At 69.3% G+C, this 16,357-nt stretch carries 16 protein-coding genes and 1 pseudogene; 8 read left to right on the plus strand and 9 right to left on the minus strand.

Annotated features, from left to right (window positions below; all coding sequences use genetic code 11):
* Positions 1–271 (minus strand): annotated as a pseudogene (locus tag AOM45_RS04030) (hypothetical protein); the annotation flags it as partial.
* A 473-nt stretch (positions 272–744) separates the two neighbouring features.
* Positions 745–1,326: a Scr1 family TA system antitoxin-like transcriptional regulator gene (locus AOM45_RS04035; protein WP_030474096.1), complete on the minus strand. Its 582-nt coding sequence runs from the start codon at positions 1,324–1,326 to the stop codon at positions 745–747.
* Between the two features lie 130 nt (positions 1,327–1,456).
* On the opposite strand from AOM45_RS04035, the gene AOM45_RS04040 reads away from it, so the two are divergent.
* The 6 genes from AOM45_RS04040 to AOM45_RS04065 are packed head-to-tail and all read left to right on the plus strand — an operon-like array spanning position 1,457 to position 6,896.
* The gene (locus AOM45_RS04040; protein ID WP_030474097.1) at positions 1,457–2,593 is read left to right on the plus strand and encodes an efflux RND transporter periplasmic adaptor subunit; all 1,137 of its coding nucleotides are present in this window, start codon (positions 1,457–1,459) and stop codon (positions 2,591–2,593) included.
* Positions 2,590–3,270 (plus strand): ABC transporter ATP-binding protein, encoded by a 681-nt coding sequence (locus AOM45_RS04045; protein ID WP_030474098.1) that lies wholly within the window; start codon positions 2,590–2,592, stop codon positions 3,268–3,270. Before AOM45_RS04040 ends, AOM45_RS04045 begins: the two co-directional genes overlap by 4 nt.
* A complete protein-coding gene (locus AOM45_RS04050) occupies positions 3,267–4,460 on the plus strand; it encodes an ABC transporter permease (protein ID WP_030474099.1) in 1,194 nt (397 codons plus the stop codon). The genes AOM45_RS04045 and AOM45_RS04050 overlap by 4 nt, the downstream gene beginning before the upstream one ends.
* Positions 4,461–4,471: 11 nt before the next feature.
* Complete coding sequence (locus AOM45_RS04055; protein WP_030474100.1) at positions 4,472–4,957, plus strand: hypothetical protein; 486 nt, start codon at positions 4,472–4,474, stop codon at positions 4,955–4,957.
* Entirely contained in the window at positions 4,957–5,649 is a 693-nt protein-coding gene (locus AOM45_RS04060) for a response regulator transcription factor (protein WP_030474101.1), read from the plus strand. The genes AOM45_RS04055 and AOM45_RS04060 overlap by 1 nt, the downstream gene beginning before the upstream one ends.
* Entirely contained in the window at positions 5,646–6,896 is a 1,251-nt protein-coding gene (locus AOM45_RS04065; RefSeq protein WP_030474102.1) for a sensor histidine kinase, read from the plus strand. The genes AOM45_RS04060 and AOM45_RS04065 overlap by 4 nt, the downstream gene beginning before the upstream one ends.
* Positions 6,897–6,915: 19 nt before the next feature.
* On the opposite strand, the gene AOM45_RS49180 is transcribed toward AOM45_RS04065, so the two are convergent.
* The 3 genes from AOM45_RS49180 to AOM45_RS04080 all read right to left on the minus strand — a co-directional run bounded on the left by AOM45_RS49180 (position 6,916) and on the right by AOM45_RS04080 (position 9,342).
* On the minus strand, positions 6,916–7,974 hold the full coding sequence (locus AOM45_RS49180; RefSeq protein ID WP_081902848.1) for a DUF1684 domain-containing protein: 1,059 nt from the start codon (positions 7,972–7,974) through the stop codon (positions 6,916–6,918).
* Positions 7,971–8,690 (minus strand): class I SAM-dependent methyltransferase, encoded by a 720-nt coding sequence (locus tag AOM45_RS04075; RefSeq protein WP_051784842.1) that lies wholly within the window; start codon positions 8,688–8,690, stop codon positions 7,971–7,973. Before AOM45_RS04075 ends, AOM45_RS49180 begins: the two co-directional genes overlap by 4 nt.
* Positions 8,691–8,757: 67 nt before the next feature.
* Entirely contained in the window at positions 8,758–9,342 is a 585-nt protein-coding gene (locus tag AOM45_RS04080) for an XRE family transcriptional regulator (RefSeq protein ID WP_174517887.1), read from the minus strand.
* A 47-nt stretch (positions 9,343–9,389) separates the two neighbouring features.
* Here AOM45_RS04080 and AOM45_RS04085 point away from each other — a divergent pair, with 47 nt between their 5' ends.
* Positions 9,390–10,742: an MFS transporter gene (locus AOM45_RS04085; protein ID WP_051784843.1), complete on the plus strand. Its 1,353-nt coding sequence runs from the start codon at positions 9,390–9,392 to the stop codon at positions 10,740–10,742.
* Here the strand turns inward: AOM45_RS04085 and AOM45_RS04090 are convergent.
* The 4 genes from AOM45_RS04090 to AOM45_RS04105 form a co-directional block, all read right to left on the minus strand.
* Entirely contained in the window at positions 10,678–11,766 is a 1,089-nt protein-coding gene (locus AOM45_RS04090) for an FAD-dependent oxidoreductase (protein WP_030474107.1), read from the minus strand. The genes AOM45_RS04085 and AOM45_RS04090 overlap by 65 nt on opposite strands.
* Before the next feature lie 98 nt (positions 11,767–11,864).
* The gene (gene dgoD / locus AOM45_RS04095; RefSeq protein ID WP_030474108.1) at positions 11,865–13,007 is read right to left on the minus strand and encodes a galactonate dehydratase; all 1,143 of its coding nucleotides are present in this window, start codon (positions 13,005–13,007) and stop codon (positions 11,865–11,867) included.
* Positions 13,004–13,681 carry an SDR family NAD(P)-dependent oxidoreductase gene (locus tag AOM45_RS04100; RefSeq protein WP_030474109.1) on the minus strand — a complete coding sequence of 226 codons (678 nt, stop codon included), beginning with the start codon at positions 13,679–13,681 and terminating at the stop codon, positions 13,004–13,006. The genes dgoD and AOM45_RS04100 overlap by 4 nt, the downstream gene beginning before the upstream one ends.
* A gap of 10 nt (positions 13,682–13,691) precedes the next feature.
* Positions 13,692–15,704, minus strand: a complete 2,013-nt coding sequence (locus tag AOM45_RS04105) for a DUF8189 domain-containing protein (protein ID WP_030474110.1) — start codon at positions 15,702–15,704, stop codon at positions 13,692–13,694.
* 49 nt (positions 15,705–15,753) lie between these two features.
* Here AOM45_RS04105 and AOM45_RS04110 point away from each other — a divergent pair, with 49 nt between their 5' ends.
* Positions 15,754–16,344, plus strand: coding sequence for a bifunctional 4-hydroxy-2-oxoglutarate aldolase/2-dehydro-3-deoxy-phosphogluconate aldolase (locus tag AOM45_RS04110; RefSeq protein WP_030474111.1), 591 nt, complete (start codon positions 15,754–15,756; stop codon positions 16,342–16,344).
* The last annotated feature ends 13 nt before the right edge of the window (positions 16,345–16,357 follow it).

A 16,357-nucleotide genomic window follows, 5' to 3' on the forward strand; every position in this document is an offset into this window, starting at 1 on the left:
CTCCGTCCGCACCAGCGGTGCGTGCGCCTTTGTTGCCGCGCACCCTTTCCCACGCCACCAGCACGAACGCGGGATCGACCACGAGATTGAACAGATCATCGAACCGGCGACCAGGTTCCTCGGCCGCCCAACGGTGCAACTTGGCCTGGATCTCCAGTACCCGGCGCTCCGCCCTCAACAGGGTCAGCTCGTCCGGTTCACGGGTATTCACCCGCGCCCTCCCGGCATTCCAGCATCCTCCGATTGCAGAATCACTGGTCCCCTTCGCCATGTGCACGCCTCTCGCGTGCTCGGACTACTACGGAACCTCCGCCCCATCCGGTGACCCTCAGCCGGCAACGAGCCTGCCCCAGCCTCCAGGCTGGATACCTGAAGCCGGGGCGGCCACGGATGGTTCCCACGTTCACTCGATGTTCGATCAGCCCGGCAGGCACCCAGCTCTACCCCGGCAGCATCGCCACGCCTACGCCGCAGACCTTCAGCGAGGCCTCCACGCCGACCATGAGAAACGGCCATGGAGTCGGCTGTTTCACGAAACAACAGCCGCGCACTGCACCCCGGCCCATATCCGCCAGATTGGAGCCGGTTCCACTCTTACGGGGCGTCAACCACTGGTTCGCTCACGCTGCACCCTCGGGCCTCGCTAGCCGGACCCGCACCATCTGGCAGTGCTGGCACGTCCCGGCGTTGTCAGAGCTGCTTCCCGCCCTCCCCGGCGTTCCCCAGGTCAGACTGCTCCCAGCTTCACCCAGCCGCTGCGACGACCAGACGGCAAGGGCCTCTCACCCTCACTCGAACATCAAGCGCCTCGTGGCGCACCTCGTGGACGTAAAACAAGCAAGTCGGCCGATCATGGCGCTTCAAGAGCGACTGGCGATCGATCCTGGACTGTACCAGCGCAGAGATTCGCTCCTCGGCAACGAAACCCGTCATTCGATAGAGGCCGTCGGCGTACTCCGGTGTCTGCAGGAGGCCGGACACTGCCTGCGTGTCGTAACGCATGATCTTCTTGGCAGTGGACTCCGCCAGTGCGAGAGTGCGCAGATTGTCCGACACCTCGACGATGTACTCGTCGAAGGCGTTGCGGTAGCGCCGCTTGAAGTCCTCGAAGAAGTCGATGTCCTTGCCGCACATGGACAAGTACTGGACGAGATCGATCTCACTGGCACGGTACTTGCCGGTCTCGATGGTCGACAGCTTGCTCGGATCCCAGCCGAGCCGGACCGCGAGCGCGGCTCCGTTCAGGTCGGTGCAGGTCTCGCGCAGCTTGCGCAGTTGTTCGCCCAGATCCCGGCTGTAGGCGGTGGAAGCAATGGTCGTGGCCATGCCTCGACGCTAGGGCTTTCTCGAAGAGCAACAAGGTGCTCATTCGGGTGAAAATGAGCCTCTCGATCATCAGGAAACTGCCAGGAAACTCGCAGCCGGTCTACAGCTTGGCAGACGACGATCCGTCCCCATGAGTCGACGTCGCAGATCCCTGTTGATCAACGGGCTGCTCGTGGTGGTGCTCCTCGGTGCCGGTGTGGCCGGCTACCTGGTGTTCTTCGGTTCCACCGGCAGCGCCCAGACCACCACCGCCCGCACCGCCGCAGCAGCCAACCGCGACGTCAGCGAGGTGGTGACGGCGTCGGGGACGGTGCAGAGCTCGTTCAGCGCCGCCGCGTCGTTCGGCACCAGCGGCACGGTCACGGAGGTCGACGTCAAGGTCGGCGACACCGTCACCAAGGGCCAGCAGCTCGCCAAGCTCGATCCCACGCAGGCTCAGCTGCAGGTCGACATCGCGCAGGGCAACGTCGACGCGGCGCTGGCCAAGGGCACGGGCACGACCGCGCTGCTCACGGCGTACCGGCAGGCGCAGCTCGCGCTCAAGCAGGCGCAGGACGCGCTGGCCGCCACCACGCTCACCGCGCCCGGCGACGGCACGATCACATCGATCACCGGTGCCGTCGGGCAGAAGGTCGGCAGCGGCAGCACCTCCACCAACAACAGCAGCACTTCCAGCACAACGACCAGCACCACCACCACGTCCGGGTTCGTCGTCGTCACCGACCTGAAGAACCTCGTGGTGCACGCGAACGTCTCCGAGTCCGACGTCAGCAAGCTCAAGGGCGACCAGGCCGCGACCGTCACGGTCAACGCGATGGCGACGCAGCCGATCCAGGCCAAGGTCACTCAGGTCGACCTCACCCCCACCACGTCGAACAACGTCGTCCAGTACGGCGTCACGCTGACGCTGACCGAACCGCCCGCGGGACTGCGGCCAGGTCAGTCGGCGAGCGTCGAGGTCACCGTGAACTCGGCGACCAACGTCCTCGCCGTGCCCGCCGCGGCCGTCCAGACCGTCAGCGGCCAGAGCAGCGTCCAGGTGATGGAGAACGGCGCGGAAACCCGCAAGACCGTCGAGATCGGCGTTCGCGGCGACCAGTACGTGGAGATCAAGTCCGGGCTGACCGCCGGCGAGGAGGTCGTGCTGCCGCAGGTGACCACGTCGACCAACCAGAACCGCACCGGTCAGCAGCAGGGTGGCAACTTCCCCGGCACGGGTGGCGGCAACCGCAACGGCGGCTTCGGCGGCACCGGGACCGGTCGATGAGCCCCGTCATCGAGGTCAGGAACCTCCGCAAGACCTACGGCGCCGGCGACACCGCCGTGCACGCACTGCGCGGACTCGACCTGACCGTCGAGAAGGGCGAGTACATCGCGATCATGGGCGCGTCGGGGTCGGGCAAGTCGACGCTGCTCAACATCCTCGGCTGCCTCGACGTGCCGACGTCCGGCAAGTACCTGCTCGACGGCATCGATACGGGCGAGTTCGACGAGGAGCAGCTCTCCTTGCTGCGCAACAGGAAGATCGGTTTCGTCTTCCAGTCCTTCAACCTGGTGCCGCGGACCACGGCACTCGCCAACGTCGAGCTCCCGCTGGTGTACGCGGGAGTTCGACGTGCCCAACGTCGCGAGCGGGCGCTGGCCGCGCTGGAGCTCGTGGGCCTCAAGGAACGCACGCACCACAAGCCCAACGAACTGTCCGGTGGCCAACAACAACGCGTCGCCATCGCCCGTGCGCTCGTCACGTCGCCCGCGATCGTGCTGGCCGACGAGCCCACCGGGAACCTCGACACCGAGTCCAGCCGCGAGGTTCTGGGCATCCTCGACCGCCTCAACGCCAGCGGCCGCACGGTCGTGTTGATCACGCACGAGGACGAGGTCGCCGCGCACGCCATGCGGACCGTGAGGGTCGTCGACGGCAGAGTCGCGGGGGTGCTGGTGTGAGGCTCTTCGAAATCGGCGCGTTCGCCGTGCGCGGCCTGACCGCGAACAAGATGCGGTCCGGCCTGACCACGCTGGGCATCCTGATCGGTGTCGCGTCGGTGATCCTGCTGATCGCGGTCGGCAACGGCGCGTCGAGCGCGGTGCAGCAGAGCATCGCCGGGCTCGGCACGAACATCCTGACGATCAGCCCGCAGCGCGCCCAGCCCGGCAGCAGCGCCAAGCCGCTGACCACGGCGGACGCGGCGGCGCTGGTGAGCCCCGACTCCCCCGACGTCAAGTACGCCTCGCCGGTCGTGAGCGCGCAGGCGACCGCGGGCTACGGCAGCACGAGCTACGCGATCAACCAGTTCATCGGCTCCGATCCGCACTACTTCGAGACCACGAACAGCGCTGTCGCCCAGGGGAACCTGTTCTCCGACAACGACGTCCAGCAGGCGCGCAAGGTCGTCGTGATCGGCGCGACGGTCGCCACCCAGCTCTTCCCGGGCACCGATCCGGTCGGGAAGTCCATGCTGGTCAACAACATCCCGTTCACCGTCGTCGGAGTGCTGGCGGCCAAGGGTTCCAGCGGGTTGCAGGACGCCGACGACATGGCCGTCGCGCCGCTCACGACCACGCAGAACGCGTTGACCGGCTACGGCAGCCTCACCCAGATCGTCGTGCAGGCCCGGTCAGCCGACGCGTTGCCGAACGCGCAGGCCCAGGTCACCACGATCCTCAACGGCCGGCACAAGATCACCGGCACGACCGCCGACTACCGGATCCTCAGCCAGGACCAGCTGCTCACCGCGCGCACCGCGACGACGGAGACGTTCACCGTGCTGCTCGCGTCGGTGGCCGCGATCTCGTTGCTGGTGGGAGGAATCGGCATCACGAACATCATGCTGGTCACCGTCACCGAGCGGATCCGCGAGATCGGCATCCGCAAGGCGGTCGGCGCGCCGCGGTCGTCGATCCTCGGGCAGTTCCTGATCGAGGCCACGCTGCTGAGTCTGTTCGGCGGGGCGCTGGGCGTCGCCGCGGGCATGATCGGCAGCCAGTTCACCATCGCGGGCATCAAGCCCGTGCTCGTGCCGTCGTCGGTGTTGCTCGCGTTCGCGGTGTCGGCGTTGATCGGCCTGTTCTTCGGCAGTTACCCGGCTTCCCGCGCGGCGAAGCTCCGCCCCATCGAAGCCCTCAGGCACGAATAAGGAGAAGTTCTGTGTCCAATCCACTCGACCAGCCGCTCGAGGACGACCTGACCACCGAGCTGAAGGAACGCAAGCGCGGGGTCGGCAAGACCACGATGATCCTCGGGGTGGCGGTGCTCGCGATCGTCGCGTTCGTCGGCGGGGTGTTCGTGCAGAAGTCCTTCGGTTCCACCCAGACCCCGACGCGCCAGAACGCGGCCGGCCGCCAGTTCAACGGCACCCCGCCGTCCGGTCAGAACCGCCCGAACGGCGGCAACTTCGGAGGCCGCGGCACCACGGGCACGATCGACCACGTCGACGGCACCACGGTGTACGTGAAGACGCCGAACGGCCAGATCGTCAAGGTGTCCACTTCGGACACGACGAAGGTGCAGATCACGTCAGAGGGCAAGCTCAGCGACCTGAAGGCGGGCCAGCAGGTCGTCGTGCAGGGTCAAGCCGGCCAGGACGGCACAGTGACCGGGCAGACCATCACCCAGCGGCCGTCCAACGGCTGATGCAGGATTCACGCGTGGAACGTGGCCGGTTGCTCGTCGTCGAGGACGAACCCAGCATCCGCGAACTGCTGTGCGCCAGCCTGCGGTTCGCCGGGTTCACCGTGTCCAGCGCGGCAACCGGCTCCGAGGCGTTGACGGCCGCCCGCTCGGACGCGCCGGACCTGGTGCTGCTCGACGTGATGCTGCCCGACCGCGACGGCTTCGAGGTGGTGCGGCGGCTGCGTTCCGACGGCGTGCGCGTGCCGGTGCTGTACCTGACCGCGCGCGACAGCACGGACGACCGGATCACGGGCCTCACGATCGGCGGCGACGGTTACATCACCAAGCCGTTCAGCCTGGAGGAGGTCATCGCGCGCGTCACGGCCGTGCTGCGCCGCACCCGGCCAGGTGGCGAGAGCGAGCAGCTGACCTGCGGCGATCTCTCGCTGGACGTGGAAAGCCACGTCGTGCGGCGCGGCTCGCGGGTCGTGGAGCTCTCGCCGACGGAGTTCCGGCTGCTGCACTACCTGATGCGCAACAGCGGGCGGGTGCTGTCTAAGGCGCAGATCCTCGACCAGGTGTGGTCGCACGACTTCGACGGTGACGTGGGCGTGGTCGAGTCGTACATCTCGTACCTGCGGCGCAAGGTGGACTCCTCCGAGCCGCGTCTGATCCACACGGTTCGCGGCCTGGGGTACATGATCCGCCCATGACGTTGCGCGTGCGGCTGGTGGTCGTGCTCGTCGCCCTGGTGGCCGCGGGCCTGTTCGGCACGTGGCTGATCGGGTCCAAAGTGATGGAGAACTACCTCCTGCACCAGCTCGACGCCCGCCTGGACCGCGCGGCGGCGATCGCCCGGCCGTTTCCCGGGCGGGAGAACGTGATCCTGCGGTCACCTTCGGAGGTGCTGTCCGGCACGCCGTTCGAAGGGCTGCCGGGCTACGGGAAGCTGACGCCCGGCGAGCACGTCACCGTCGGCTCGCACCGACTCGTGATGCACGAGCTCGATGGTGCGGAGCTGATCGTGGCGACCGACCAGTCCGAGGTGGACAAGGCCGTCGGTGACCTGCGGGTGGCGTTCCTGCTGATCAGCCTCGGCGCGTTGCTGCTCGTGGGCATGGCCGGGTATGCGCTGGTCAGGGCCTCGACGCGGGCGTTGGAGGAGGTCGAGCAGGTCGCAGGGGAGATCGCGGCCGGTGACCTGTCCCGGCGCGTTCCGGTGCGGCGGCCCGGCAGCGAGGTCGGGCGGCTCGCGTCGGCGTTGAACACGATGCTGGGGCAGATCGAGCAGGCGTTCGCGGTGCGGGTGTCGTCGGAGAACCGGATGCGGCAGTTCGTGGCCGACGCCTCGCACGAGCTGAGGACGCCGTTGACGTCGATCCGGGGCTATGCCGAGCTGTACCGGCAGGGCGCGGCGACGGACGCCGCCGAGGTGCTGAAGCGGATCGAGGACCACGCCGAACGGATGGGGTTGCTCGTCGAGGACCTGCTCCAGCTGGCACGGCTGGACTCGGCGCAGCCCCTGTCGCTGTCCACTGTGGACCTGGTCGTGCTCGTCACGGATGCCGTGGTCGAGGCACGCGTTCGTGACGCGGACCGTGTCGTCTCGCTGGAACTTCCCACCGGACCGGTGCTGGTGCAGGCCGACGAGGCGCGGGTGCGGCAGGTGCTGACCAACCTCATCGACAACGCGCTGATCCACACGCCGGCGGGGTCGCCGATCGAGGTCCGGCTCACGTCCGACCGCGTCGAAGTGGCTGATCACGGGCCCGGATTGGAGCCGGAGCAGGCGTCGCGGGCGTTCGAACGGTTCTACCGCGTGGATCCCGCGCGCGGACCCGGCGGCACCGGGCTGGGGCTCGCGATCGTGGCCGCACTGGTCGCGGCGCACGGGTGGCGGATCGAGCTGGACACCGCGCCGGGTGAGGGCGCGGTGTTCCGGGTGCTGTTCGGGACGTGACCGGTTCGTCGACCTGGCGTCAGCCGGGCAGGCTCGCGTACTCCTCGATGCGGGTGATCAGCCCTTCCTCGAACCGGAAGTACACGGCGGCGTCTACCTGGAACACCGCGCCGTCCTTCATCACGACCTTCACGACGTGCTGTTGCATCACCTCACCTGGCTGGTCGAACTGCCGGGTGACGTCGTAGCGCATGGACGAGATGGGCCCGACCTTGGCGGCCATGCCGGCGATGTTCTCCTGGATCGTCGAGTCGCCCTTGCCGTCGTTGTGCCAGACGGTGGCGTTCTCGGAGCACATCGCCCGTGCCGCGTCCCACTCCCTGTTCTCCAGGTGGCGCAGGTAGGTGGTGGTCTTTTCCTTGAGGTCGTACATCAGCGCGCGTTCTCCTGCTTCGACTCGCGTGGGGAGGTGGTTGCCGGGCGGTGAGAGGGGGCAGCTGAAGACCGCCGGGGCCAGGTGATGGTGCGAGAGGGAGGCCTGGTTGAAGTCGACCGTCAGCCTGCTGCCGGGTTCCAGCAGCGGGAGCACCAGCCAGCGGCCGATCGCGGGCGTCTCGGTGCCGTTCGTCTCGTCGGTGAAGACGACAAGTCGTTGGCCCGGCATGGTTTCGATGACGTGCAGGACGTACTCGGTGCCGTTGATCGTGACGACCAGGTCGACCGGGGCCAGGACCGAGTCGGTGGTGCGCGGGGACGTCAGGTGCTCGACGTCGAGGCGGCGACCGTCCGGTGCGGCGCGGAACTCGCCCTCGAAGACCCAGGCGGGGTCGTACGGATAGGCGTCGATTCCGCTCGGCGCCTGGACCCCGTCGTCGGTGACCACCACGCCGTAGAAGCCGTCCGCACCGCCGGCCAGAGCGACCCGCCCCGTGCCGAGCTCGACAGGACTGCCGCTGGGGACTTCGCGCGTCACGCCGTCAGCCGTGTGCGTCAACGCACCCGACTCGGTGATCCGCCACTCCCCCGGGATTCCTGGTAGGACACGGGTTTCGTGACCGGTGACGGTGCCTTTGGCGACGACCTTGACCTTGTCCGCGATCTCGTCCCGCCTGGCCCGGCGCCACTCCTCGTGGTTCATTTGCTCGCCGCCCAGACGGTTCGCTCGGCGCGCAGTGCGAGGTCGTCCCGGCTCAGGGCCCGGTGCAGTGCTTCGGGATCGAGCAGCCGCCGCAACACGGCGTGCGCGTACCGTTCCACCGCCGGAGACCGTCCGATGTGGATGGTGAGCGTCCGTTCGCCCTGCACCGTGAAGCCCGCGGCCGTGAGCTTGGGACCCCAGTCCGCGCCGCGGTGAGGAACGCGTTCGTCGTGCCGGTGCTGTTCGAGGTGGCTCTCGGGGGCGTCGTCCGGGAGGAACTTCGGCAAGCCCGCCATCTCCACGACGGCGAGCACGCCGCCCGGCGCGAGCGCGTCGTGGACCTGACGCAGGGTTCGATCGGGGTCTGCCAGGTGGTGCAGCGACCCCGACGCCCACACCAGATCCGGCGAACCGACGTCCGGCCACTGCGCGTCGAGGTCGGCCTGGACCGTGCGCACGTGGTCGGCCAGACCGTGCTCGCAGGCTCTGTCCCGCAGGCTTTGCAGGTGGTCGACCGACGCGTCCACGGCGGTGACGTGCGCTTCGGGGAACTGGGTCAGCAGCGCGAACGTTCCGGCGCCGGTGCCGGAGCCCAGGTCCACGATCTGGCGCGGGTTCGTGACGGGCAGCCACTTGATGATGGAGGCGGTGTGCTCGGCGACGACTTCCGCGTCGAGATCGAGGATCTCCGCCTGGCCGTGTCCGTGATCGTTCATGTGGCCACCGTAGGACGGCCATGCGCCAGGTGCACGATCACTTGCGTTCAAGGCAAGGCGATGAGCGTCAACGCTGCCGGTCGCGCAACACCTTGTCCGCGTTGTGGCCGCGCCGGGCCTCGCGGTCGAAGATGCCGAGGATCTCGCACGGTCCGCCCGCGGTGCCGATCGCGTGCGGGAGCATCGTCGGGAACTCGGCCGCCTGGTTGGTCTCCACGCGGAACCGCCGGTTGCCCAGCAGCAGGACGGCGGTGCCGGACAGGACGACGAGCCACTCCCGTCCGGAATGCGCGCGCAGCGAGGCCGGGTTGTCGGGCGGCGGGTTCGTCATGCGCTGGCGCATCACGGTCATGCCGGGTTCCGCCCTGATCGGCCACCGCATCAGGCCGTGCGCGCCGTCGATCATCGGGCTGACGATCACGTCGTCGGTGTCGGTCTCGACGAGCTGGTCCAGTGACGTGTCCAGGGCCCGCGCGAGCGTGACGAGCTGGTCGAGGGCGAGCCGGCGCTGGCCGTTCTCGATGCGGCTGAGCGAGGACGGGCTCAGCTTGGCGCGGCTCGCGAGCTCGTCCAGCGACCAGCCCTGTGCCACCCGGAGCGCGCGGATCCGCTTGCGCACGAGGCTGTCGAGATCGCCGTCTTCTTGCGTCATGCGCATGATCGTATGCCTGGTCCGCAAGGTCTGCCTACCGTCGCGGCATGACACATCGCAAGACCTTGATCGCGGTCTCCGTGGCGTTGATGGCCGTCATCTCCTCGGTGACCGGCCTGAACGTCGCCCAGCCCGACCTCGCCGCCGAGTTCGGCGCCTCGCAGAGCACCGTCCTGTGGATCATCAACGTCTACGTCCTCACGCTGTCCGCGTTGCTGCTGCCGCTCGGCGCGGTCGGCGACCGGTGGGGCCGCAAGCCGGTGCTCGTCGCCGGCCTGGTCGTGTTCGGCGTCTCCAACGTGATCGCGGGAGTGGCGCAGTCGGTCGAACTGGTGCTCGCGGCACGCGTGCTCAGCGGGATCGGCGCGGCGACGATCATGCCCGTGACGCTCGCCGTGATCACCTCGACGTTCCCGGAGCGGGAGCGCGGGCGGGCGATCGGGGTGTGGACCGGTGTCGCCGGGGGCGGAGGTCTGCTCGGCATGTTCCTGTCGGCGGTTCTCGTCGACTGGGCGAGCTGGCGCTACCTGTTCGTGCTGCCGGTGGTGCTCGTGGTCGTCGCGCTGGTGATGACCACGCGGTCGGTGCCCGACTCGCGTGAAGCCGCGGAGCACCCGTTCGACGTCGTCGGATCGGTGCTGTCCGGGGTGACCGTGGCCGGGCTGATCTTCTTCCTGCACGAGGGCTCGGTGATCAGCCTGGTCGCCGGGGTCGCCGCCGGAGTCGCCTTCGTCGCGTGGGAGCTGCGCCAGAGCGCTCCTCTGCTGGACGTCCGGCTGTTCCGCGAACGTGGCCTGGCCGACGGTTCCGCGGTGCTGGTGACGGTGTTCGGGGTGCAGGCGGGCGTGTCGATCGTGCTGTACCCGTACTTCCAGACCGTGCTGGGATGGTCGGGCCTGCTGGCCACCGTGGCGTTGCTGCCGATGGCCGGGTCGATGATGGTGGCGTCCGGTCTCGCCCCTCGCCTCGCCGAACGGATCGGGCCTCGCGCCACGACCGCCACCGGGATCGCCCTGGGCGGCGCGGGCCTCGCGCTGATGGCGGTGCTCGTGTCGGCGGGCGGTTACCCGGCGATCCTGCCCGGCATGATCGCGATGGGCGTCGGCACCGGACTGTCCATGCCGCCCGCCACCGAGGCGATCACCGGTGCGCTGCCACGCGAGCGCCAGGGCGTGGCCTCCGCGCTCAACGACGTCACCAGGGAGCTCGGCACCGCGCTCGGCGTCGCGTTCCTGGGCGCGCTGGTGGCCAGGACCGTCGACGCGGGTGGGTCCTTCGTGGACGGTTGGAGGACCGCCATGTGGGCGGGAGTCGCCCTCATGGCGGTCCTGCTCGTCACTGCTGTTCGAGCAGCTCGAGCAACTTCTCCGGCGGGTTCTCCCCGAACAAGCTCTCGATGAGCTCCTCGCTGTCGGCACCGGTCTCCGCCGCCCGCACGAACATGGCCTCCTCGTACTCGGTGAGCGCCGCCTCCACGTCACCGGGGTGCGCGACGAGGGCCTCGGCCAGTTCGGCACCGTCCACCATGGCCAGGTTGGCGCCCTCACCGTTGGGCGGCATGAGGTGCGCGGCGTCACCGACGAGCGTCACGCCGGGCACGCGGTCCCAGCGGTGGCCGGCGGGCAGGGTGTAGTGCTTGCGCAGCAACGGAACCGTGTCGGTCTCCGTGATGAGCGCGGTGAGCTCCGGCGCCCAGTCCTCGAACTCCCGCGCGACCTGTGCGGGGTCGGTGACGTCGAGGGTGTCGAACCACTCCTCGGGCTTGGTGAAGTCGATGTAGGCGTGGAGCGTGTCGCCGCGCTCGCGGTGCGCGAAGATGCCCTTGCCCTGGCCGGGCGCCATCAACGAGCCCCCGCCGACGACCTTCGCGGCGGCGGGGTGCCGGGTGTCGGCGTGGTGGAGGTAGGTCTCGACGAACGCCACGCCGGTGTACTCGGGCGTGGCGTCGCTGAGCACGCGCCGGACCCGCGACCAGGCGCCGTCCGCGCCGACCAGCAGGTCCGGAGCAACTTTGGAGCCGTCGGCGAACGTGACCTCACGGCCCTCGACGCTCGTCACCTTGTGGCCCCACCGCACGGTTCCGGCGGGGAGCGAGTCGAGCAGCATCTGCCGCAGTTCGGCGCGCATCACCTCGGGCCGCCCCTCCGAACCGTCGTCGGCCTTCTCGTGCAGCACGGTGCCGTCGGGGCCGAGGATGCGCATCGCCTGGCGGCCTTCGAGGATCAGGGCGCGGAACTCGTCCACGAGGCCCGCGGCCTTGACGGCGTGCTGGCCGTTGTAGTCGTGGATGTCGAGCATCCCGCCCTGCGCTCGCGACGTCGGTGACTCCTCGGCTTCGTAGACCACGGACGGGATGCCGTGGACGTGCAGCACGCGGGCGAGCGTGAGGCCGCCGAGGCCGGCACCGATGATCGTGACGTGCATTCGGGCTCCTTCGAGGTCGTGATCCGGCAACACGACCAGGCTGGCCCGCGGCGCTGGTACCGGCCGCACACCTCACTGGCAGCCGCTGACAGGCGCTGTCACCACTCGGCGAAGCTGCCGTCGTCGTGCCGCCAGATCGGCGACCGCCACGCGTGCCCGACCTCCGCCGCCCTCCGCACCGCCGCCTCGTCGACCTCCACCCCCAGCCCGGGCCCGGTCGGCCGGGCGATCCACCCGTCCACGACCCGCACCGGCGCCATGTCCACCAGGTACGCCGGGTCCGTGCCGTGGTAGTGCATGCCCGCACTCTGTTCCTGGATCAGGAAGTTCGGCGTCGTGAACGCGACCTGCAACGACGCCGCCAGCGAGATCGGCCCGAGCGGGCAGTGCGGTGCGATCGACGCGCCGTAGACCTCGGCCAGCGAACCGATCCGCCGCAGCTCCGAGATGCCGCCCGCGTGGGACGGATCGGGCTGCACCACCGCGACGCCCGCCTCCAGCACCGGCTTGAACTCCCAGCGCGAGAACAGCCTCTCGCCCGTCGCGATCGGCACCGCGGACGCCTGCACCACCGACGCCAGCACCTCGGGTGGCAGCTCCGGCAGCACCGGTTCCTCGACGAACATCGGCTGCACCTCTTCGAGCATCCGCACCAGACGTCGTGCCATGGCGGGAGAAACGCGGCCGTGGAAGTCGAGCGCGAGATCACCGTCCGGGCCCAGCGCCGCACGGGCCTCCCGCGCGCGCTCCAGCACCGCCTCGGCCTGCGCGGGGGAGGCGATGGGGCGCATTTCGGCTGTGGCGTTCATCTTCACGGCGGTGAACCCGGCCGCGACCTGGCCCGCCACGGCCTCGTGCACGCTCGCCGGGCGGTCGCCGCCCACCCACGAGTACGCGCGCACCCGGTCACGCACCGGGCCGCCGAGCAGTTCGTGCACGGGCAGACCCCGTGCCTTGCCCGCGATGTCCCACAACGCGTGGTCGTAGCCCGAGAGTGCCGACGACAGGACCGGGCCCCCGCGGTAGAAACCGCCGCGGCGCAGGACCTGCCAGTGGTCCTCGACGCGCAGCGGGTCCTGGCCGATGACCAGGTCGGACAGCTCGTGCACGGCCGCGCGGACCGTCTCCGCCCTGCCCTCCACGACCGGCTCGCCCCAGCCGGTCACTTCCTCGTCCGTGCTCACCTTCAGGAACAACCAGCGGGGCCCGACCAGGAACGTCTCGACCGCTGTCACCTTCATGAACTGTCCTTTGCCGCGGACCAGCCGCCGTCGACCAGAATCTCCGCGCCCGTCACGAAGGACGTCCCCGGAGACAACAGAAATCCGATCACCGACGCCACCTCGGCCGGGTCGCCGAGGCGTCCGGCAGGGGTGGCTCGGGCACTGCGTTCACGATCTTCGGCGGAAACCCGGTCCCACGCCGCGGTCAGCACGGGACCAGGCAGCACCGCGTTGACCCGGACGTCCGGCGCGTACTCGACCGCGAGCTGGCGGGTCAGTGCGACCAGGCCGCCCTTCGAGGCCGCGTACGCGCCGTGTCCGGGGATGCCGAAGTGCGCGTGCACCGACGAGACCAGCACGACCGCGCCACGCCGTTCGCGCAACGACGGCAGGCAGGCCCGCAGGCCGTGGAACGCGCCGCCGAGGTTGACCCCGAGCTGGCGGTCCCACGACGCCGGCGTGGTCGCGTCCAGCGGAGCTACGTCGACCGTGAAGGCGTTGCTCACCAACGCGTCCACACCGTCGGTGAGCTCCACCGCCCGCCGCCACGTCTCCGGGTCGCTGACGTCGCCTTTCACCGCCACGTCACCGGTGAGGTCGATGCCGACCACCCGGTAGCCGTTGTCGGTCAGGTGCTGTGCCGTGGCGGCACCGATTCCCGCTGCCGCCCCCGACACCACCGCGCACTTCATGCAGTTTCTCCTAGAGCTTCTGCCGGTAGACCTTGTTGTCCGGCCCGCGCACCACCGTCCACGCCGATCCGTCCGGTCCAGCAGTAGCACCGACGGCGCCGACGAGCGAGTTGCTCGGGAACTCGTTGCGCTTGAACCAGCCACCCCAGGCGCCGTCCGTGCGGTTGACCTGCCAGAGCGTGTAGTCACCTGCCCGCGCGAACAGGTAGATCCGGTCGGCGTACTCGACCAGGGTCGGGCTGCCGGAGATCACGCCTCCGAGTGACGTCCACGAGCCGCCGGACACCGGACGGACCCACACGCTGTCGTCCGCGGTCCGCACGGCCACCTGACCGCCGGCCACGCTCGGCCTGCCGTAGATCGGGGCGTCACCGGGCGCGCCGAGCGAGGTCCACGTGCCGCTGTACTGCCAGACCTCGCCGTCCGAGCCGCGAGCGACGATCGTGCCGTCCGGAGACACCGAAGGCGCGTCGGCGAGCTTGCCGCCCAACGACTTCCAAGTTCCCCACTGTCCGTTGTGGAGCCTCCTCTGCCAGGCCCGGTTGTCGGTGCCGCGCACGGTCACCTCGACGTCCGAACCGACGGTCCGGACCGCGGGCTGGCCGAGGATCGCCTTGCCCAGGCTCGACCACTTGCCGCCGCGCAGCATCTTCAGCTCACCGCCGAGACCGCGCGAGAACACGATCGCTTCCTCACCGACGCGGGCGATGGCGGGCGACGCGGTGGCGTCCGCTCCGACGGCCTCACCGGGCACGAGGTCCGTGCCGCGCAGCTTGAACATCGCCGTGCCGTGCGGAGGAACCGTCACCGTGTACTTGTCCGACTGCACACCTCGATCAGTGCGGGCACGCAGGTCACGCACCGACACCGCACCGCGCAGGCCCGCGTCGGCGAAGTTCACCGTCATCTCGGCGGGCACGTCACGGCGGTTCAGCAGCACGACCGAGCGCTCACCCCTGCGTGACAACACCTTGCTGTACACGTCGGTGTCACCGGTCGACGCGACCCGCACGCCCTGGATCGCCAGCGGGTCCTGGTTGACCGCGAGGATCTCCGGGTTCTTGAGCGTCGAGACCATCGACGGCGGCAGCGTGCGCGGGTCCGAGCCGATGATCAACGGTGAGGCCATCTGCGCCCACATCACGAACTGCGAGGTGGACTCCTCCTCGTTGAGCTCGTAGGTGCCCTGCTGCGTCTTGCGCATCGGGATCAGGTAGTCCGGGTCGTTGTAGTGGCCCGGACCGTTGGACTCGGCGTGCCACGCGTTGCGGTCCATGTTGCGCAGCACGTCACGCCAGATGCCCTCGTACGGCGTGCCGAACGCGACGTCGGTCGAGGTGCGCCACGAGTCGGCCAGCAGCGGACCGAACGTGTACGAGATGTGCGCGACCTGGTCCGGCGTGTGCGGGACGCCCCACTCGTCGGTGACCGGGTTGCACAGGTTCAGGACCATCGGCCGGCCCGCCTTCTGCACGGCGGCGCTGAAGTCCGCGAACGCCTGCGCGGGCTTGAGGTTCGCGAAGATCCCGCAGAGGAAGTCGATTTTGATCGCGTCGAACTTCCAGTCGGCGAACCGTCTCGCGTCCTTCTCGTAGTAGCCACCACCGCTGCCGGCCGCACAGTGCTCGCCGTCGGACGGCCCGGCGTCGGTGTAGATGCCGGCCTTGAGCCCCTTGGCGTGCAGGTCCGAGACCAGCTTCGGGAAGCCGCCGGGGAACTTCGCCGGGTCCTCCACCAGGTTTCCCGCGCCGTCACGGGGAGTCGGCGCGTTCCACCCTCCGTCGATCCACACGATCTTGTAGCCCGCGTCGCGCAGGCCGCTGCCCACGAGGAAGTCCGCGACACCGCGCACGTCCTTCTCGTTCGGCGCACCAAGGCCGAAGTACGTGTTCCACCCCATGTACGGGGTCTTGGCGACTCCACTGTCGTAGTAAGTGGGCGCTCCTTGGTCGTCACCGGCGTGTGCGGGTGTCGCCACCAAGGACATCAAGGCGATGGCCAACGCGACTCTGCGAACGGACATGGCGGGGAGCCTACAATAATTCCTAATTTATGTGTAGTAGTCTGACTGCGTGAGCTACCGCTACGAGATCACCCGGGCAGTCGTGCGGCAGGGCATCATCGCGATCGTCCGCACGCAGGACGCCGACTCCGCCGTCAAGGCCGCCGTCGAGTTGCTGGACGCAGGCCTGACGTCGCTGGAGCTCCCGCTGACGAACCCGCAGGCACCCCAGGCCATCCAGCACCTGCGAGAGTCCTATCCGGACGCGACCATCGGCGCGGGTTCCGTGCTGGACGAGGCTTCGGCGGTGGCCGCGATCCGCGCGGGCGCGCAGTTCCTGGTCGCTCCCAACCTGAACGCGTCGGTGATCCGGGCCGGACACAGGTACGGCGCGGCTGTGCTGCCGGGTGCAGGCACGGTTTCCGAGGTCGTGCAGGCTCTCGAGGCGGGCGCGGACGCCGTGAAGGTGTTCCCCGCGCCGACGCCGCAGTGGGTGAAGGACGTCCTGGCGGTGCTGCCGTACGCGCCGCTGGTGCCGACCGGTGGCGTGGCACCGGCGGACGTGCCCGGATGGCTCGACGCGGGCGCCGTGGCATGCGGGGTCGGTTCGGCGCTCACGCGCACGCCGCTTGACGAGATCAAAGCACTCATCAGGTCGTGAGCGGGTGGCCGCC

It is taken from the genome of Lentzea aerocolonigenes (assembly GCF_000974445.1).
In the GTDB taxonomy this organism is placed as follows: domain Bacteria; phylum Actinomycetota; class Actinomycetes; order Mycobacteriales; family Pseudonocardiaceae; genus Lentzea; species Lentzea aerocolonigenes.